Source organism: Streptomyces sp. NPDC031474, assembly GCF_055581185.1.
Genome location: NZ_JBVIJX010000010.1, coordinates 374,173 through 392,171 on the forward strand (window position 1 = coordinate 374,173; position 17,999 = coordinate 392,171).

Annotated in this window: 16 protein-coding genes and 1 riboswitch; of the genes, 15 read left to right on the forward strand and 1 reads right to left on the reverse strand. The window is 70.9% G+C overall.

Annotation, left to right across the window (positions count from 1 at the left end; translation table 11 throughout):
• The first annotated feature begins 105 nt into the window (after window positions 1-105).
• The 8 genes from shc (at window position 106) to ACZ5SK_RS23190 (ending at window position 9,114) form a co-directional block, all read left to right on the forward strand.
• The gene (gene shc / locus ACZ5SK_RS23155) at window positions 106-2,127 is read left to right on the forward strand and encodes a squalene--hopene cyclase (protein ID WP_361702023.1); all 2,022 of its coding nucleotides are present in this window, start codon (window positions 106-108) and stop codon (window positions 2,125-2,127) included.
• Complete coding sequence (locus tag ACZ5SK_RS23160; RefSeq protein WP_334575209.1) at window positions 2,128-2,769, forward strand: phosphorylase family protein; 642 nt, start codon at window positions 2,128-2,130, stop codon at window positions 2,767-2,769.
• 5 nt (window positions 2,770-2,774) lie between these two features.
• Complete coding sequence (gene hpnH / locus ACZ5SK_RS23165; RefSeq protein WP_334575207.1) at window positions 2,775-3,797, forward strand: adenosyl-hopene transferase HpnH; 1,023 nt, start codon at window positions 2,775-2,777, stop codon at window positions 3,795-3,797.
• A 5-nt stretch (window positions 3,798-3,802) separates the two neighbouring features.
• Window positions 3,803-4,957: a flavodoxin-dependent (E)-4-hydroxy-3-methylbut-2-enyl-diphosphate synthase gene (gene ispG / locus ACZ5SK_RS23170; protein ID WP_361702026.1), complete on the forward strand. Its 1,155-nt coding sequence runs from the start codon at window positions 3,803-3,805 to the stop codon at window positions 4,955-4,957.
• 26 nt (window positions 4,958-4,983) lie between these two features.
• The gene (gene dxs, locus ACZ5SK_RS23175; RefSeq protein WP_334575205.1) at window positions 4,984-6,906 is read left to right on the forward strand and encodes a 1-deoxy-D-xylulose-5-phosphate synthase; all 1,923 of its coding nucleotides are present in this window, start codon (window positions 4,984-4,986) and stop codon (window positions 6,904-6,906) included.
• Window positions 6,903-8,288, forward strand: coding sequence for an aspartate aminotransferase family protein (locus ACZ5SK_RS23180; RefSeq protein ID WP_334575203.1), 1,386 nt, complete (start codon window positions 6,903-6,905; stop codon window positions 8,286-8,288). Before dxs ends, ACZ5SK_RS23180 begins: the two co-directional genes overlap by 4 nt.
• A gap of 74 nt (window positions 8,289-8,362) precedes the next feature.
• A complete protein-coding gene (locus tag ACZ5SK_RS23185) occupies window positions 8,363-8,995 on the forward strand; it encodes a helix-turn-helix domain-containing protein (protein WP_361702030.1) in 633 nt (210 codons plus the stop codon).
• Entirely contained in the window at window positions 8,992-9,114 is a 123-nt protein-coding gene (locus ACZ5SK_RS23190) for a DUF6126 family protein (protein WP_079658247.1), read from the forward strand. Before ACZ5SK_RS23185 ends, ACZ5SK_RS23190 begins: the two co-directional genes overlap by 4 nt.
• Window positions 9,115-9,144: 30 nt before the next feature.
• Here ACZ5SK_RS23190 and ACZ5SK_RS23195 read toward each other — a convergent pair whose 3' ends face one another.
• A complete protein-coding gene (locus ACZ5SK_RS23195) occupies window positions 9,145-9,942 on the reverse strand; it encodes a tyrosine-protein phosphatase (RefSeq protein ID WP_334575201.1) in 798 nt (265 codons plus the stop codon).
• Window positions 9,943-10,176: 234 nt separating this feature from the next.
• Between ACZ5SK_RS23195 and ACZ5SK_RS23200 the strand changes: the two genes are divergently transcribed.
• From ACZ5SK_RS23200 to ACZ5SK_RS23230, 7 genes are all read left to right on the forward strand, one after another.
• The gene (locus ACZ5SK_RS23200; protein WP_457494034.1) at window positions 10,177-12,252 is read left to right on the forward strand and encodes an alpha-galactosidase; all 2,076 of its coding nucleotides are present in this window, start codon (window positions 10,177-10,179) and stop codon (window positions 12,250-12,252) included.
• Window positions 12,253-12,556: 304 nt separating this feature from the next.
• Window positions 12,557-12,714, forward strand: a riboswitch (cyclic di-AMP (ydaO/yuaA leader).
• Window positions 12,715-12,718: 4 nt separating this feature from the next.
• The gene (locus tag ACZ5SK_RS23205; RefSeq protein WP_457494035.1) at window positions 12,719-13,615 is read left to right on the forward strand and encodes a M23 family metallopeptidase; all 897 of its coding nucleotides are present in this window, start codon (window positions 12,719-12,721) and stop codon (window positions 13,613-13,615) included.
• A gap of 267 nt (window positions 13,616-13,882) precedes the next feature.
• Window positions 13,883-14,959, forward strand: a complete 1,077-nt coding sequence (locus ACZ5SK_RS23210) for a GDSL-type esterase/lipase family protein (protein ID WP_334575197.1) — start codon at window positions 13,883-13,885, stop codon at window positions 14,957-14,959.
• Window positions 14,956-15,144: a hypothetical protein gene (locus ACZ5SK_RS23215; protein WP_334575195.1), complete on the forward strand. Its 189-nt coding sequence runs from the start codon at window positions 14,956-14,958 to the stop codon at window positions 15,142-15,144. The genes ACZ5SK_RS23210 and ACZ5SK_RS23215 overlap by 4 nt, the downstream gene beginning before the upstream one ends.
• Window positions 15,145-15,158: 14 nt before the next feature.
• Window positions 15,159-15,866, forward strand: coding sequence for a DUF6250 domain-containing protein (locus tag ACZ5SK_RS23220; protein WP_334575194.1), 708 nt, complete (start codon window positions 15,159-15,161; stop codon window positions 15,864-15,866).
• 126 nt (window positions 15,867-15,992) lie between these two features.
• The gene (locus tag ACZ5SK_RS23225; RefSeq protein WP_457494036.1) at window positions 15,993-16,778 is read left to right on the forward strand and encodes an SGNH/GDSL hydrolase family protein; all 786 of its coding nucleotides are present in this window, start codon (window positions 15,993-15,995) and stop codon (window positions 16,776-16,778) included.
• Between the two features lie 234 nt (window positions 16,779-17,012).
• Complete coding sequence (locus ACZ5SK_RS23230) at window positions 17,013-17,780, forward strand: SIMPL domain-containing protein (protein ID WP_468576553.1); 768 nt, start codon at window positions 17,013-17,015, stop codon at window positions 17,778-17,780.
• Window positions 17,781-17,999: the final 219 nt, after the last annotated feature.

Sequence of the window (17,999 nt, forward strand, 5' to 3'; positions counted from 1 at the left end):
ATAGCCCTCGCGTAGTCGCCGGCCGGTGTGCGAGGAGTCAGAGCACCGGCCGACGGCGGACCCACAGCAGACGCAACGGCATGCACACTGCACGAAGGGGAAGCCATGACAGCGACGACCGACGGAAGCACCGGGGCTCTCCCGCCCCGCGCTGCCGCGGCCAGCGAAACCGACATCACCATCCCCGTGGCGGCCGGGGTACAAGAAGCCGCCGCACGCGCGATGCAGCGCGCCACCGACTTCCTGCTCGCCCGGCAGGACGCCGAGGGCTGGTGGAAGGGCGACCTCGAGACGAACGTCACCATGGACGCCGAGGATCTGCTGCTCCGTCAGTTTCTGGGCATCCGCGACGAGGCCACCACGCAGGCCGCCGCCCTCTTCGTGCGCGGCGAGCAGCGCGCGGACGGCACCTGGGCCACCTTCTACGGCGGCCCGCCCGACCTCTCCGCCACCGTCGAGGCCTACGTCGCGCTGCGCCTGGCCGGGGACGCCCCCGAGGCGCCCCACATGGCGCAGGCCTCCGCGTGGATCCGCGACCAGGGCGGCATCGCCGCCGCCCGCGTCTTCACCCGGATCTGGCTGGCCCTGTTCGGCTGGTGGAAGTGGGAGGACCTGCCCGAACTCCCGCCGGAGCTCCTGTACTTCCCCAAGTGGTTCCCGCTCAGCATCTACAACTTCGGCTGCTGGGCCCGGCAGACGATCGTGCCGCTCACCGTCGTGTCGGCGAAGCGGCCGGTGCGCCCGGCGCCGTTCCCGCTCGACGAGCTGCACACCGATCCGGCGAACCCCAACCCGCCCAAACCCCTTGCTCCGGTGAACAGTTGGGACGGGCTCTTCCAGCGGCTCGACAAGGTGGTGCGCGGCTACCGGTCGGTCGCGGTGCGCAGGCTGCGCAAGTCCGCCCTGAACTCCGCGGCCCGCTGGATCATCGAACGTCAGGAGAACGACGGCTGCTGGGGCGGGATCCAGCCGCCCGCCGTCTACTCGATCATCGCCCTGCACCTGCTCGGCTACGACCTCGAACACCCGGTGATGCGGGCCGGGTTGGCGTCGCTCGACCGGTACACCGTGTGGCGCGAGGACGGCGCCCGGATGATCGAGGCCTGTCAGTCGCCGGTGTGGGACACCTGTCTGGCGACCATCGCGCTCGCCGACGCAGGGCTGCCCGCCGACCATCCGCAACTGGTCAAGGCCGCCGACTGGATGCTCGGCGAGCAGGTGGTGCGCCCCGGCGACTGGTCGGTACGCCGACCCCAACTGCCGCCGGGTGGTTGGGCGTTCGAGTTCCACAACGACAACTACCCCGACATCGACGACACCGCCGAGGTCGTCCTCGCGCTGCGCCGGGTCAAGCACCACGACCCGCAGCGGATGGACCGGGCCATCGCGCGCGGGGTGCGCTGGAACCTCGGCATGCAGTCACGGAACGGCGCCTGGGGCGCCTTCGACGTCGACAACACCAGCCCGTTCCCCAACCGGCTGCCGTTCTGCGACTTCGGCGAGGTCATCGACCCGCCGTCCGCGGACGTCACCGCGCACGTCGTCGAGATGCTGGCGGTGGAGGGGCTCTCGCACGATCCGCGCACCCGGCGCGGCATCGAGTGGCTGCTGGCCGAACAGGAGCCGGACGGTTCGTGGTTCGGGCGCTGGGGCGTCAACTACATCTACGGGACGGGGTCCGTGGTGCCCGCCCTCACCGCGGCGGGCCTGCCTACCAGGCACCTCGCGATCCGGCGGGCGGTGGCCTGGCTGGAGCGGGTGCAGAACGACGACGGCGGCTGGGGCGAGGACCTGCGCTCCTACCAGGACCCCACCCGCTTCAGCGCCCGGGGCGCCTCGACGGCCTCCCAGACGGCGTGGGCGCTGATGGCGCTGCTGGCCGCGGGCGAGAAGGACTCCAAGAGCGTCGAGCGGGGCATCGCCTGGCTGGCGCAGACCCAGCGGGAGGACGGCTCCTGGGACGAGCCGTACTTCACCGGGACCGGCTTCCCGTGGGACTTCTCCATCAACTACCACCTCTACCGTCAGGTCTTCCCGCTGACCGCACTCGGCCGGTACGTGCACGGCGAGCCGTTCAGCAAGGAGCCCGGCCTCCGGTCGGCCGTTGCCGAGGCCGAGGGGAGCTGAATGAGCGCACAGCCCGTCCCCGCCCCGCTGCTGATCGCCTGCGCGCTCGGCATCGAGCACCTCGCGCTGCGCATGGGCGACCGCAGCGGGGCCGACGGGCCGGTCACCGTCCTGCGGACGGGCATGGGGCCGAAGGCGGCGGAGCGTTCCGTCACCCGGGTCCTGGCCGACCCGGTGCTCGAGGGGGCGGCGGTGCTCGCCACGGGCTTCTGCGCCGGGCTCGCCCCCGGGATGCACCCCGGTGACCTGGTCGTCGCGGAGGAGACCCGTGACCCGCGCGGCAGCGTCCCCTGCGTCGGCACCGAACTGCTCGTCAAGGAGCTCGTGCGCACCCTGCCCGGGCGCACCGTCCACACCGGCGCCGTCATCGGCTCCGACCACGTCGTGCGCGGTCACGAACGGGGCGACCTGCTCGCCACCGGCGCAATCGCGGTCGACATGGAGTCGGCCGCGACGCTCCTGAGCGCCGTGCGTACTCAGCCGCGCCCGGTTGCGGCCGTCCGGGTGGTCGTGGACGCTCCAGAACATGAACTCGTCCGGATCGGCACGGTGCGCGGTGGAATATCGGCTTTCCGTGTTCTTCGCTCAGTCCTGCCTGCTTTTTTCGAATGGCACCGTAATGTTCTGCTCCCCCGGAGGTGAGCCACATGGCCATGCCGCTGCGCCAGTCCATCAAGGTCGCTACATACCTGGCCGAACAGAAGCTCCGTAAGCGGGAGAAGTTCCCGCTCATCGTCGAACTGGAGCCCCTCTTCGCCTGCAACCTCAAGTGCGAGGGCTGCGGCAAGATCCAGCATCCGGCGGGAGTGCTCAAGCAGCGCATGCCGGTCGCCCAGGCCGTGGGCGCGGTGCTGGAGTCCGGTGCGCCGATGGTGTCCATCGCGGGCGGCGAGCCCCTGATGCACCCTCAGATCGACGAGATCGTCCGGCAGTTGGTGGCCAAGAGGAAGTATGTCTTCCTCTGCACCAACGCCATGCTGCTGCGCAAGAAGATGGACAAGTTCACGCCCTCCCCGTACTTCGCCTTCGCCGTGCACATCGACGGGCTGCGCGAGCGGCACGACGAGTCCGTGGCGAAGGAGGGCGTCTTCGACGAGGCCGTGGCGGCCATCAAGGAGGCCAAGCGGCGCGGCTTCCGGGTCACCACCAACTCGACCTTCTTCAACACCGACACCCCGCAGACCATCATCGAGGTGCTCAACTTCCTCAACGACGACCTCAAGGTCGACGAGATGATGATCTCGCCCGCCTACGCCTACGAGAAGGCGCCCGACCAGGAGCACTTCCTGGGCGTGGAGCAGACCCGCGAGCTGTTCAAGAAGGCCTTCTCGGGCGGCAACCGGCGTCGCTGGCGGCTCAACCACTCCCCGCTCTTCCTGGACTTCCTGGAGGGCAAGGTCGACTTCCCGTGCACCGCGTGGGCGATCCCGAACTACTCGCTCTTCGGCTGGCAGCGCCCCTGCTACCTGATGAGCGACGGGTACGTGCCGACGTACCGCGAACTCATCGAGGACACCGACTGGGACAAGTACGGCCGGGGCAAGGACCCGCGCTGCGCCAACTGCATGGCGCACTGCGGCTACGAGCCCACCGCCGTCCTCGCCACCATGGGCTCCCTCAAGGAGTCCCTGCGTGCCATGCGCGAGACCGTCAACGGAAACCGGGACTGACGGCCGTGACCGCCGTTTCCCTGGGCGTCCCCGAGATGCCGGTCCGGCCCCTGGCGGCGCGACGCGAGTCGCGGCGGATCCAGGTCGGACCGGTGGCGGTCGGGGGCGGGGCCCCGGTGTCGGTGCAGTCGATGACGACGACGCGTACGTCCGACATCGGCGCCACCCTCCAGCAGATCGCCGAGCTCACCGCGTCCGGCTGTCAGATCGTCCGCGTCGCCTGCCCCACGCAGGACGACGCGGACGCGCTCGCGACCATCGCCCGCAAGTCGCAGATCCCGGTGATCGCCGACATCCACTTCCAGCCGAAGTACGTGTTCGCGGCGATCGAGGCGGGCTGCGCGGCCGTACGTGTCAATCCCGGCAACATCAAGCAGTTCGACGACAAGGTGAGGGAGATCGCGCGGGCCGCGAGGGACCACGGCACGCCGATCCGGATCGGGGTCAACGCCGGGTCGCTGGACCGACGGCTGCTGCAGAAGTACGGCAAGGCCACCCCGGAGGCGCTCGTCGAGTCGGCGCTGTGGGAGGCGTCCCTCTTCGAGGAGCACGACTTCCGGGACATCAAGATCTCGGTCAAGCACAACGACCCGGTCGTGATGATCGAGGCCTACCGGCAGCTCGCCGCCCAGTGCGACTACCCCCTCCACCTCGGCGTCACCGAGGCCGGCCCCGCCTTTCAGGGCACGATCAAGTCGGCGGTGGCCTTCGGCGCGCTGCTGTCGCAGGGCATCGGCGACACGATCCGGGTGTCGCTGAGCGCGCCGCCGGCCGAGGAGGTCAAGGTCGGCATCCAGATCCTGGAGTCCCTGAACCTCAGGCAGCGGCGGCTGGAGATCGTCTCCTGCCCGTCCTGCGGCCGCGCCCAGGTCGACGTGTACAAGCTGGCCGAGGAGGTCACGGCGGGGCTCACGGGCATGGAGGTCCCCTTGCGCGTCGCCGTCATGGGCTGTGTGGTCAACGGCCCCGGCGAGGCCCGCGAGGCCGACCTCGGCGTCGCCTCCGGCAACGGCAAGGGGCAGATCTTCGTGAAGGGGCGGGTCATCAAGACCGTGCCCGAGTCGAAGATCGTTCAGACCCTCATCGAGGAGGCGATGAAGATCGCCGAGCAGATGGAACAGGACGGCGTGTCGGGGGAGCCGGCCGTCACCGTGAGTTGAACAGCACGGACCGAAGGGGGCCCGACGTGACGATCCTGGAGAACATCCGGCAACCACGCGACCTGAAGGCGCTGTCCGAGGCGGAACTCGGTGAACTATCCGAAGAGATAAGGGAGTTCCTGGTGCACGCGGTCGCCAGGACCGGCGGACACCTCGGGCCCAACCTGGGCGTGGTGGAGCTGAGCATCGCCCTGCACCGGGTCTTCGAGTCGCCGGTCGACCGCATCCTGTGGGACACCGGCCACCAGAGCTACGTCCACAAGCTTCTGACAGGGCGTCAGGACTTCTCCAAGCTGCGCGGCAAGGGCGGCCTGTCCGGCTATCCCTCCCGTGAGGAGTCCGAGCACGACGTCATCGAGAACTCTCACGCCTCGACCGCGCTCGGCTGGGCCGACGGGCTGGCCAAGGCCCGTCAGGTGCAGGGCGAGAAGGGGCATGTCGTCGCGGTCATCGGCGACGGCGCGCTCACCGGCGGCATGGCCTGGGAGGCGCTGAACAACATCGCCGCCGCCAAGGACCGGCCGCTGATCATCGTCGTCAACGACAACGAACGCTCCTACGCGCCGACCATCGGCGGGCTCGCCAACCATCTGGCGACCCTGCGCACGACCGACGGCTACGAGAAGATGCTGGCCTGGGGGAAGGACGTCCTGCTGCGCACCCCGGTGGTCGGTCACACGGTCTACGAGTCGCTGCACGGCGCGAAGAAGGGCTTCAAGGACGCCTTCGCGCCCCAGGGCATGTTCGAGGACCTCGGTCTGAAGTACGTCGGCCCGATCGACGGGCACGACATCAAGGCCGTCGAGTCCGCGCTGCGCCGGGCCAAGCGCTTCCACGGGCCGGTGCTGGTGCACTGCCTCACCGAGAAGGGGCGGGGCTACGAGCCCGCGCTGGCGCACGAGGAGGACCACTTCCACACCGTAGGCGTGATGGACCCGCTGACCTGCGCACCGCTCAGCCCCTCCAGCGGGCCGTCCTGGACATCCGTGTTCGGCGACGAGATCGTCGCGATCGGCGAGGAACGGGACGACGTCGTGGCGATCACGGCGGCCATGCTGCACCCGGTGGGGCTCGGCCGGTTCGCCGAGCGCTTCCCGGAGCGGGTGTGGGACGTCGGCATAGCCGAGCAGCACGCGGCCGTGAGCGCGGCCGGCCTGGCGACCGGGGGCCTGCACCCGGTCGTCGCCGTCTACGCCACGTTCCTCAACCGGGCCTTCGACCAGCTGCTGATGGACGTGGCACTGCACCGCTGCGGGGTGACGTTCGTGCTGGACCGGGCCGGGGTCACCGGCGTCGACGGCGCCTCCCACAACGGCATGTGGGACATGTCCGTGCTCCAGGTCGTCCCGGGACTGCGCATCGCGGCCCCGCGCGACGCCGAGCAACTGCGCGCGCAGTTGCGGGAGGCGGTCGCCGTGGACGACGCGCCGACACTGGTCCGCTTCCCGAAGGAGTCGGTCGGCCCCGAGATCCCCGCGGTCGGCCGGGTGGGCGGCATGGACGTGCTGCACCGGGGCGAACGCCCCGAGGTGCTCCTCGTGGCCGTCGGCGTCATGGCGCCGGTGTGTCTGCAGGCCGCCGAGCTGTTGGCGGCCCGGGGCGTCAACAGCACCGTCGTCGACCCGCGTTGGGTCAAACCCGTCGACCCGGCGCTGCCCGGCCTCGCCGCCGAACACCGCCTGGTGGCCGTCGTCGAGGACAACAGCCGTGCCGCCGGCGTCGGTTCGGCGGTGGCGCTGGCCCTCGGCGACGCCGAAGTCGACGTGCCCGTACGGCGGTTCGGGATCCCGGAGCAGTTCCTCGCGCACGCCAAGCGCGGTGAGGTGCTCGCCGACATCGGCCTCACCCCCGTCGAGGTCGCCGGACGGATCGGCGCGAGCCTGGCCGTCCGGGACGTCAGGTCCGCCGACGGTCCGCTCGCCGGCGCAGTCAAGGAGAAAGCTGAATGACCACCGAGTTCGACCTCGGCGCCCTCCTGGCCGAGCGCGGAGCCGAGCGCTACGAGCTGCACGGCAGGTACCTCAACCACCAACTGCCGCGCATGCTGCACACCATCGGCTTCGACAAGGTCTACGAGCGCGGCGAGGGCGCGTACTTCTGGGACGCGGACGGGAACGACTACCTGGACATGCTCGCCGGGTTCGGCGTGATGGGCCTGGGCCGTCACCACCCCGTCGTCCGCAAGGCGCTGCACGACGTCCTGGACGCCCAGCTCGCCGACCTCACCCGCTTCGACTGCCAGCCGCTGCCCGGACTGCTGGCCGAGAAGCTGCTCGCGCACAGCCCGCACCTGGACCGGGTGTTCTTCGGCAACAGCGGCACCGAGGCGGTGGAGACCGCGCTGAAGTTCGCCCGGTACGCGACCGGCAGACCGCGGGTCCTGTACTGCGACCACGCCTTCCACGGACTCACCACGGGCTCGCTGTCGGTGAACGGCGAGGACGGCTTCCGGGACGGGTTCGCGCCCCTGCTGCCCGACACGGCCGTCCCGTTCGGCGATCTCGACGCGCTGGCACGGGAGTTGAACAAGGGCGACGTCGCCGCCCTGATCGTCGAGCCGATCCAGGGCAAGGGGGTGCACGAGACGCCGCCCGGCTATCTCCGGGCCGCCCAGGAGCTGCTGCACCAGCACAAGGCGCTGCTCATCGCCGACGAGGTGCAGACGGGCCTCGGCCGGACCGGCGACTTCTACGCCCACCAGCACGAGGAGGGCGTGGAGCCGGACCTGGTGTGCGTGGCCAAGGCGCTGTCCGGCGGGTATGTCCCGGTGGGCGCCACCCTCGGCAAGGACTGGATCTTCAAGAAGGTCTACTCGTCGATGGACCGGGTGTTGGTGCACTCGGCGAGCTTCGGCTCCAACGCACAGGCCATGGCGGCCGGGCTCGCGGTGCTGTCCGTCATGGAGAACGACCAGATCGTCGCGAACGCCCGCGCGACGGGCGATTCGCTGAGGTCCCGGCTCGCCGCCCTGGTCGACAAGTACGAGCTGCTGGCCGACGTCCGCGGCCGGGGCCTGATGATCGGCATCGAGTTCGGCAAGCCCAGGTCGCTGAAGCTGCGCAGCCGCTGGACCATGCTCCAGGCGGCCCGCAAGGGACTGTTCGCGCAGATGGTGGTCGTCCCGCTGTTGCAGCGGCACCGGATCCTCACCCAGGTCTCCGGGGACCACCTGGAGGTGATCAAGCTGATCCCGCCGTTGATCATCGGCGAGCGGGAGGTGGACCGGTTCGTCGACGCCTTCACCGCCGTGATGGACGACGCGCACAGCGGCGGCGGTCTGATGTGGGACTTCAGCAAGACCCTGGTGAAGCAGGCGGTGGCCAACCGCTGAACCGTTCCACGCGGGAATTTTGCCTCTGGGGCAAGAAATTTGCCCCAGAGGCAAGCCGGGCGTGAAATGGAGGCATGAGCTCGCCCGAGTCCGAGCCCTCGGCGGAACACGCCGAGGCTCTTCCCGCCGTCGCCCCCCAGCTGCGCGCCCTGCGCCGCCGGACCGCCCTCACCCTGGAGGCCGCGGCCCGGGCCGCCGGACTGTCGCCGGGGCACCTCTCCCGTCTGGAGACCGGCCTGCGCCAGCCCTCGCTGCCGATGCTGCTCGCGCTCGCCCGCATCTACGGTACGACGGTCTCGGAACTGCTCGGCGAGACGGTCGCCGACCGGGACGCCGTCGTGCGCGCCACCGGCATGGAGCCCACCCGCGCGGGCGGCTGGACGTACTGGCAGGCCGGCGCCTCCGGGCGCGGGATGCAGGCCCTGCGCGTCCACGTCCCGTACGGCTCCCAGGGCGACATCGTGCGGGTGCACCCCGGGGAGGAGTGGCTGCACGTCCTGCGGGGCCGGCTGCGGCTGCGCCTCGGGGACACCACGGACCTGCTCGGGCCCGGTGACAGCGCGCACTTCGACTCGCTGACCCCGCACCGCATCGCCGCGCAGGACGCCGACGGGGTCGAGCTCCTCTTCGTCCACACCCTGCTGCAGAGCCCCACGGCCACGCTGTGCCTGGGCCCGACCCCTTCAGAGACCGGAGAGACGCCATGAGCGACTTCGAGGAGAAGTTCCCCCGCACCCTGTGGATCCGGCTGATCATCTACATCGCCGTGGGGCACCTCTTCGCGGGCTTCCTCTGGCTGCTGTTCGAGGTGGGGGCCAGCCAGTAGGGCCCCGCGGGGTCGGTGCCGGAGCGGCTGTCAGTCGAGGAGCCGCTCGCGCAGCCGCTCGCGGGTCTCGGGGGAGAGGCCGAGGCCCTGCTCCAGATAGGCGTCGACGCTGCCCCAGGTCTCCTCGATGGTCTCGAACGCCGCCGTGAGGTACTCCGCGCGGGCGTCGAACAGGGGGCTGAGCAGCTCCATGACCTCGGGGGAGTAGGCCTCGGCGGAGGTGGCGCTGCGGCGCACCTTGTAGCGGCGGTGCTTGGCGTTGGACTCCAGGTAGTCGGCGAGGATCGCCTCGCGCTCCACGCCCAGGGCGAGCAGCGTCACCGCGATGGACAGACCCGCGCGGTCCTTGCCCGCCGCGCAGTGCATCAGGGCCGGGACGCTGTCCTCGGCGAGCGAGTGCAGCACCCGTGAGTGCTCCGCCGTCCGCTCCTTGACGATCGTGCGGTAGGAAGCGATCATCCGGCCCGCGGCCTTGCCGTCGCCGAGTATCTCGCGCAGCTGGTCGATCTGGCCGTCGCGCACCATCTTCCAGAACTCGGAGCCGTCCGCCGGGTCCGACAGCGGCAGGTTCACATTGAGCACGCCCGGCAGGTCGACGTCCGGGCCCTCCAGCTTCTGGTCCGCCGCGTTGCGGAAGTCGAAGATCGTGTGCAGGCCCAGGCCGGACAGGAACGCGGCGTCCTCGTCGGTGGCGTGAGCGAGGTGGCCGCTGCGGAACAGCACGCCGTGGCGCACCCGTCGGCCGTCGACGGTCGGCAGGCCGCCCACGTCCCGGAAGTTGCGCACGCCGGCCAGCTCGGGCTCGGTCGACGGGATCTGCTGCGTCACTGGGGCTCCCTCCCTGTCGGTCACCGTCGGCGCGGCTCCGGTGGCCGACGGGACACCTTCCCGACCATACGACATGGGTTCCCGGGGCAACGGGTTGTCCACAGGCCGGCGAACCGGACGTCCGCCCAGGTGAGGAGTTGTCCACAGGATTGCCCGGGCGAAGTTGCCGGGTGGGCCGACCGCATTCGATGATGTTGGTGCTTGATCGCACCTGTTCGAATTAGTGGGGGTTTGATGCCCGAGATCGCCGACAACGGCCGTACCTGGCTCCTTTCGGGGCCCACGAGCAGCTACGCCCTCCACCTCACCGAGGCCGACGAGCTGATCCACCTGCACTGGGGCCCGGGCATCGCGCTCGCGGACGCCGAGGCACTCGCCGCGCTGCCGCCGTCGGAGCGCGGGGCGTCCTTCGAGGCCCCGCTCGACGGCCGCGAGGAGTACCCGGTCGAGGGCGGCCCCCGCTTCGTCCGGCCCGCCCTGTCCGTGCGCACCGACGAGCGGCGCGGCACCGAGTGGACCTTCGAGGCGTACGAGGCCGACGACGACGGCCTGCGGCTGCACTTCCGGGACGGCGGGCTCGCCGTCACCCTGCACTACCGGATGCGAGGGGACGTCGTCGAACGCTGGACGACCCTGCGCAACGAGGGCGAACGGCCGCTGGAACTGCTGCGCGCCGACTCCGCCGCCTGGACCCTGCCCGAGCGCGAGGGCTGGCGGCTGTCGCAGCTGCACGGCCGCTGGGCCGCGGAGTCCCGGCTCACCGTCTCCCCCCTCACCTACGGTGAGAAGGTCATTGGCAGCCGCCGCGGCCACACGGGGCACCAGCATCTGCCCTGGGTCGCCCTGGACACCGACGCGACCGAGGAACGCGGCGAGGTCTACGGCTGTGCCCTCGGCTGGTCCGGCTCCTGGCGGATCGCCGTCGCCCAACTCCCCGACGCGCGCGTGCAGATCACCGGCGGCGCCGGCTACGACGACTCGGGCCTGCTGCGCCTTGCGACGGGGGAGTCCTTCACCACGCCCGTCTTCGCCGGTCTGTGGAGCGACGCCGGGTTCGGCGGCGCGAGCCGCACCTGGCACGCCTACCAGCGGGCGCACGTGATCCCGGACGCCGAAGGGGACCGGCCCGTGCTGTTCAACTCATGGGAGGCCACCTACTTCGACATCTCCGAGGAACAGCAGGCGACCCTCGCCCGGCGCGCCGCGGCGATCGGCGTCGAGCTGTTCGTCGTCGACGACGGCTGGTTCGGGGCGCGCACCGGCGACCACGCCGGGCTCGGCGACTGGCGGCCCAACCCCGACCGCTTCCCGAACGGGCTCAAGCCGCTCGCCGACTATGTGCACGCCCTCGGTATGCAGTTCGGCATCTGGGTCGAGCCCGAGATGGTCAACCCCGACAGCGAGCTGTACCGGGCGCACCCCGACTGGGTGCAGTTCCAAACGGGGCGAAAGCGGACGGAGTTCCGTAATCAGCTCGTACTGAACCTCGCGCGCGAGGACGTCCAGGAGTACCTCTGGGGGCAGCTCGACGCCCTCCTGTCCAGTGCCCCCGTCGACTATGTGAAGTGGGACTTCAACCGCTGCTTCACCGACGCCGGCTGGCCGGACGATCCCTACCCGCAGCGCCTCTGGGTGGACCATGTGCGGGCCCTCTACGCCCTGCTGGACCGGCTGCGGGCCGCCCACCCGGGCGTCGCCTTCGAGTCCTGCTCGGGCGGCGGCGGACGCATCGACCTCGGGATCATGAGCCGCACCGACCAGGTGTGGACCTCCGACAACACCGACCCCCTCGACCGGCTCGACATCCAGCACGGTTTCAGTCAGATCCACCCCGCCAGGGTCATGGCCGCCTGGGTCACGGACAGCCCGAACGCCCAGCTCAACGGCCGGGTCAGCTCGCTGCGCTTCCGGTTCGTCAGCGCCATGGCCGGGGTGCTCGGGGTCGGCGGGGACCTCTCCGAATGGGGCGAGGAGGAGCTGGCCGAGGCGCGGGAGTGGGTGAGCCTCTACAAGGAGATCCGGCCTCTCGTGCAGCACGGGGACCTCTACCGGCTGCGGCCCCCGGCCGGCGGCCTGAGTGCCGTCCAGTACGTGCGCGGCGACGAGGCGGTCGTCCTCGCCTGGCTTCAGGCGCAGCGGTTCGGCGAGCCCGTTCCGGCGCTGCGGCTGCGCGGGCTCGACCCGACGGCGTCGTACGAATGCCGTGAAACGGGTGAAGTGCACCGAGGGGCCGTGCTGCTGCACCACGGGCTGCGGACCGGACTGCGGGGCGACCTTGATGCGACGGTTATCCGACTGCGTCACATCTGAGTGTTCTGTCCGAATTGGAGCCTTAATTCCAACTCGCTGTGGAATAAGGAAACCTGGGGAAGTCCCACGTGAGCAGCGTCATATTCGTGACCGTATGTCGCGCGTCATGCTCACGTAATTTGCATGCCTTTCTAGGGGGTTTGACGAAAAGCGGGCCTATTGATTGACGGAGCGTGACCGGGAATTCCCACAGCGGATCAAGAGAAATGCGTTGTCCGTGCAACCTCTGCTTGTCCCTGTGTGTCCTGGTCGCTTACGTTCCACACCAATCCGGACGGACGCCTAATCCTGCCGCCGCCCGGTGTCCGCACACTCACCCGTACCCGGCAGGAGCGGGGGACCCACAGGTAGAACCGCCTGTTCCGGTCCCGGAACAGGCTTGGGGTAAAGCCGCGCCTCGGCGCGGCCGGACATCTCCAGTCCGCACCCGACAGCTCACCTCGCAGGCGCCGGAGAGGAATTCGTCATGCCCGCGAAGGGTAAACACCGCCGTCCCAAGTCCCAGCGCTTCACCCGTTCCCTCGCCGTCGCCGGAACCGGCGGCGCCGCGCTCGCCCTTCCGCTCATAGGCGCCACCGGCGCCCACGCCGCCCCCGTGCAGTCGGCTTCCCAGTCCTCCGCCTCGCAGTCTGTTTCGGAAAAGGCCGTGCAGTCCGTTCCGGTGGCGCAGAAGAAGGCCGCCGCCACGGGCGCCCGGACCTACATCGTGCGGTCCGGCGACTACCTCTCGAAGATCGCCGACGAGCAGAACGTCGGCGGCGGCTGGCAGAAGCTGTACCAGGACAACCGTGCGGCCATCGGCGGCGACCCGTCGCTGATCCACCCCGGCCTGAAGCTGTCGATCGGCAAGAAGGCCACGACCGGCAGCACCAAGTCGTCGTCGGCTTCGTCCTCTTCGGCCGCCTCGACGAAGGCGGCCACCCAGGCCGTCGAGAAGACCACCAGCACTTCCAGCGGTTACACCCTGCCCGTGGCCGGCGCGACCATCGGAACCGGTTACCACGTGGCCGGCAGCATGTGGTCCAGCGGCTACCACACCGGCGTCGACTTCGTCGTCCCGACCGGCACCTCCCTCAAGGCCGTGGGCGCCGGCACCGTCGTCTCCGCGGGCTGGGGCGGCGCGTACGGCAACCAGGTCGTCATCAAGCTCGCCGACGGCTACTACGCCCAGTACGGTCACCTCTCGCAGCTCTCCGTCTCGGCCGGCCAGACCGTGACCGAGGGCCAGCAGATCGGCCTGTCCGGTGCGACCGGCAACGTGACCGGCCCGCACCTGCACTTCGAGATCCGTACCACGCCGGACTATGGCTCGGACGTGGACCCGGTCGCCTACCTCCGCTCGCACGGTGTCGCCGTCGGCTGACCCCGCCGACGACCGCACGCCTGACCACGCCTGGCGCGCCACCCGCCTGACACGCCTGACACGCAGCCGAAGGCCGGACCCCGATCCCCGGGTCCGGCCTTCGGTGTGTGCGCGTGCCGGGCCCGCCGACCGTGCCTTGCGTGTTCATGATCGTTTCGTTGCGGTCGTGTGGCAGCCCTTTTCGTCCCCCTCGACAGACGGGCCAGGGTGGGGCCACAGTGATCTCCGTCAGGGAGCAAGCGCTTTCTATCGTTCTTCGGAGGTCCCGTGTCCGGCGCCGACCGACGCATCGTCCTCAACCGGTTCCTGAGCACTGCGGCGGCCGTGGCGCTCCTGGCCGGCGTCGCACCGTCCGCCTCGGCCGCGTCCGGCGGCACGGACCGCGTCCGTCCCGATGACCGGCGACTCGTCTACGAGGGGCACTGGGGCCGTACCGGCGAGGCCGCGATCACCGTCAACTCCGGTTCCCGGCTGCGGTTCCGGTTCGCGGGCGGCGCTGTCCACGCCCTGTTCGACGTCTCGTCGGTCACCGTGCCCGCACAGGTGTACGTGTCGGTCGACGGAGGCCCGAAGAAGCTGTACGCCGTCGACCGCGCCGATCTCGCGATCACGGCGACCGGGCGGGGCCCGCACACGGTCGAGCTGTCCGTGAAGGACGTCTACTCGCGGGCCGGCCGGTGGACGCCCCCGCTGGAGACCGGGGTCGTCCTGACCGGGCTCAAGGGCCGCCTCCTCGGCCAACATTTCGTCAGAGCCGGTGAGTTGGCGTTCTACGGCGACTCCATCACTCAGGGTGTGATGGCGCTCTGCGAGGTCAACACCTCCGACTGCGCCGACGGGACGGCCGCGTACCCGACCCTCGTCGCCGATGCCCTGCACGCCTCGCTCACCCAGGTCGGGTTCGGTCGGCAGGGTGTGCTCCAGACCGGCAACGGGGGAGTGCCGACCGCCGGTGACGCGTACGGCTGGAACTTCGCGGGCTCCCCGGCGCGCCCGGACCGCGACGCCGACGTGATCGTCGTCAACCAGGGCACCAACGACGCCGCCTACGGCTCCACCGAGTTCCGTGCCGCCTACCGCGCCTACCTGGAGCGCCTGCGGTCGGCCGCCCCGCACGCCCGCATCCTCGCCCTGCGTCCCTTCGACGGGTCGCACGCCGCCGACATCGCCGCGGTGGCCGCCGAACTCGCCGATGCCCGCACGGAGTTCGTCGACACGACCGGCTGGCTCTCGGCGGCGGACGGCGACTTCCACGGTGCCGTCCACCCGAGCGCCCAAGGTCACCGCAAGGCGGCCGACCGCCTCGTCGCCCTCATCAAAAACCTCGCGCAAGGTCGCCGGTGAACGCCACCCGCGCTCGAAGAGCCGCCGCCGTCACCGTCGCCCGCCACTGCACGCTCGCCCAGTACCCCGCGCACCGCCCGGGCTGGACCGGGTGCGGCCACCCGCAGTCCACGTACACCGACCACCACCCCGGCCCCGAGACCCGCCGGGTGCCGAGGCCGTCCCTCACCCACCCCGCCCACTGAAGGAGCCGCTTCCCGTGTCGACCACGCGCAGAGCATTCGGAGCCCTCGCCGCCGGCGCCGCCCTGGCCGCCCTCGCCCCCGCGGGCGCCGCGAGCGCCACACCCCGTCACCGCCGGCTGATCGCCCACGACGACTTCCGCCACGGTCTGCGCAAGTGGGCGGTGGAACTGGAGAAGGGCGGGACCGTCACCGCCTCCCACGGCGCCCTGGAGGTCGATGTGCCCGCCGGGGCCACGATCTGGTTCAGGCGGCCGCTCGAAGGAGCGTACGTCCTCGAATACGTCGCCACGCCCGTCTCCGCGGGTGGGGTCAACGACCGCGTGTCCGACCTCAACAACTTCTGGAACGCCGTTGACGTCCGTTCCCCGCACGACCTCTTTGCCACCCCGCGCGGCGGCGCCCTGGCCGAGTACGACTACCTCAAGACGTACTACGCCGGTTACGGCGCCAACACCAACACCACCACCCGGCTGCGCCGTTACGTCGGCGAGGCCGGGGTGCGCCCGCTGATCTACGACTACACCGAGCCGCTGCTCGTTGCGAACGAGCCGAACCATGTGCGCATCGTCTCCGACGGCTCGGCCGTGCGCTGGTGGAACAACGGGCGGCTCGTCTTCGACTACACCGACCCGGAGCCGTACACCGCGGGGCACTTCGCGTTCCGGACCACCTGGAGCCACTTCCGCATCAACGACTTCCGGGTGTGGTCCCTTATTCCCTGATTGGCCAACTCTTTAGCAGTGGCTTATCTCACCGTCCGTCAACCCCTTCCTACGGTCGCGTAAGTCACATTCGAAGGTGAATCATGAACTGCTGTGGCAGACGATTCGAAGAATGACAACAGATCAGTGATCGGGTCGTACGTGGCGGTGGGGGACAGCTTCACCGAGGGCGTCGGCGACCCCGGCCCCGACGGGGCGTTCGTCGGCTGGGCGGACCGGTTCGCGGTGCTTCTCGCGGACCGGCGGCCCGAAGGCGATTTCAACTACACCAACCTCGCGGTCCGCGGAAAGCTGCTCGACCAGATCGTGGAGGACCAACTCCCCAGGGCGGTGCGGCTCGCCCCGGACCTGGTCTCCTTCTGTGCGGGCGGCAACGACATCCTTCGTCCCGGCACCGACCCGGACGAGGTCGCAGAGTGCTTCGAGCGCGCGATCGCGTCCCTGACCGCCGCAGCCGGCACGGTCATGGTGACCACCGGCTTCGACACCCGTGGCGTTCCTGTGCTCAAGCACCTGCGCGGCAAGATCGCCACCTACAACGGGCATGTCCGTGCCATCGCCGACCGGTACGGCTGCCCGGTGCTCGACCTGTGGTCCCTGAAGTCCGTGCAGGACCGCAGGGCCTGGGACGGCGACCGGCTCCACCTCTCCCCGGAGGGGCACACGCGCGTGGCGCTGCGCGCGGGGCAGGCTCTCGGCCTCCAGGTACCGGCCGACCCGGAGCAGGCCTGGCCGCCGCTCCCGCCGCGCGGCACCCTCGACGTGCGGCGCGACGACGTCCACTGGGCGCGCGAGTATCTGGTGCCATGGATCGGGCGCCGGCTGCGCGGGGAGTCCTCCGGCGACCACGTGACCGCCAAGGGCACGCTGTCGCCGGACGACATCAGGATGCGGATCGCGGCCGTGGCCTGAGTGGGCCTGAGTGGGCCTGAGTGGGCCCGAGGGGGCCTGATGGGGCCTGATGGGGCCTGAGCGGGTGCCCGCCGGGGGCCGGCTCCACCAGTGAGGTGAGCGCACGGGAGTGGTGCGCGGGCGGGGGGGGGGGGGGGGGGGGGGGGGGGGGGGGAGGGGGGGGGGGGGGGGGGCCCCCGCCCCCCCCCCCCCCCCCCCCCCCCCCCGCCCGACACCTCGAAGGACCGGTCCCGCATGCCCCTTCCCCGTACGCCCCTCGCCGCGGCTCTCGTCTCCCTGCTCGCCCTGGGCATCCCGGCACTAGCCGCGCCCACGGCCGCCGCGTCCGTCCAGCTCGCACCGGCCGTCCAGCGCCCACCGGTAGTCCGGCTCGTACCGGCCAGCCCCGCCACCGTCACGGTGAGCGGGGAGGGCAGCGCGAGCGCGGCGCCCGACCTCGCGGTCGTCGGCGCCGGCGTCGAGGCCTCCGCCAAGACCTCGCGGGCGGCGCTGGACACACAGAACAGGGCGGCCGCCGCGCTGCTGGCCGCCGTCCGCGCCCAGGGCGTCGCCGACCGGGACATCCGCACGCAGAGCGTCTCCCTCAACCCCGTCTACGACTACACGGGCAGCACCGCGCGCCTGAAGGGCTACCAGGCCGCGCAGTCCTTCTCGGTGAAGGTGCGCCAGGTGGCGAGGACCGGCGCGGTCCTCCAGGCCATCACCGACGCCGCCGGTGACGCGGCCCGCATCAGCTCCGTGACCTTCGACCTCTCCGACCCCGCCCCGCTGCGGGCCCGCGCCCGCGAGGCCGCGCACGACGACGCCCACGCCAAGGCCGAGCAGTACGCCCGCCTCAGCGGCCGCCGGCTCGGCCGCCTCGTCTCATTCAGCGAGGACGCCTCCACCTCCCCGCACCCCGTCCCTTCGGCCGCCGACACCCCCGGCATCAGCGCCGTGCCGGTAGCCCCCGGCGAGATCCGTGCGACGGCGACGGTGACGGCGGTGTACGAACTGGACTGAGCCGGGCCGGTCCCGCTCGCCATGCCTCGTGCCGTCGGCATCGGCGCCCTGCCCGGCGCGCCCGGTGACATCCGGGTGACAATGACTGCGGTGAACGAGCCGGGCCGAGCGGGTCGGCGCGGTGGGTCAGGCCGTCGGCCGGCGTTGAGCCGTGCCGCTCGCGGACTGTGCCGGAGGTCTGTCGTGCCGGGTGGGAGCGCGCGTCGTGGTGGGCTGATG

Coding starts and splice junctions, on each gene's coding strand:
- ACZ5SK_RS23185 (WP_361702030.1), top strand. CDS start 8,363: ATGAGCTCGCCCGAGTCCGAGCCCTCGGCGGAACACGCCGAGGCTCTT.
- ACZ5SK_RS23205 (WP_457494035.1), top strand. CDS start 12,719: ATGCCCGCGAAGGGTAAACACCGCCGTCCCAAGTCCCAGCGCTTCACC.
- ACZ5SK_RS23180 (WP_334575203.1), top strand. CDS start 6,903: ATGACCACCGAGTTCGACCTCGGCGCCCTCCTGGCCGAGCGCGGAGCC.
- shc (WP_361702023.1), top strand. CDS start 106: ATGACAGCGACGACCGACGGAAGCACCGGGGCTCTCCCGCCCCGCGCT.
- ACZ5SK_RS23230 (WP_468576553.1), top strand. CDS start 17,013: ATGCCCCTTCCCCGTACGCCCCTCGCCGCGGCTCTCGTCTCCCTGCTC.
- ACZ5SK_RS23190 (WP_079658247.1), top strand. CDS start 8,992: ATGAGCGACTTCGAGGAGAAGTTCCCCCGCACCCTGTGGATCCGGCTG.
- hpnH (WP_334575207.1), top strand. CDS start 2,775: ATGGCCATGCCGCTGCGCCAGTCCATCAAGGTCGCTACATACCTGGCC.
- ACZ5SK_RS23200 (WP_457494034.1), top strand. CDS start 10,177: ATGCCCGAGATCGCCGACAACGGCCGTACCTGGCTCCTTTCGGGGCCC.
- ACZ5SK_RS23160 (WP_334575209.1), top strand. CDS start 2,128: ATGAGCGCACAGCCCGTCCCCGCCCCGCTGCTGATCGCCTGCGCGCTC.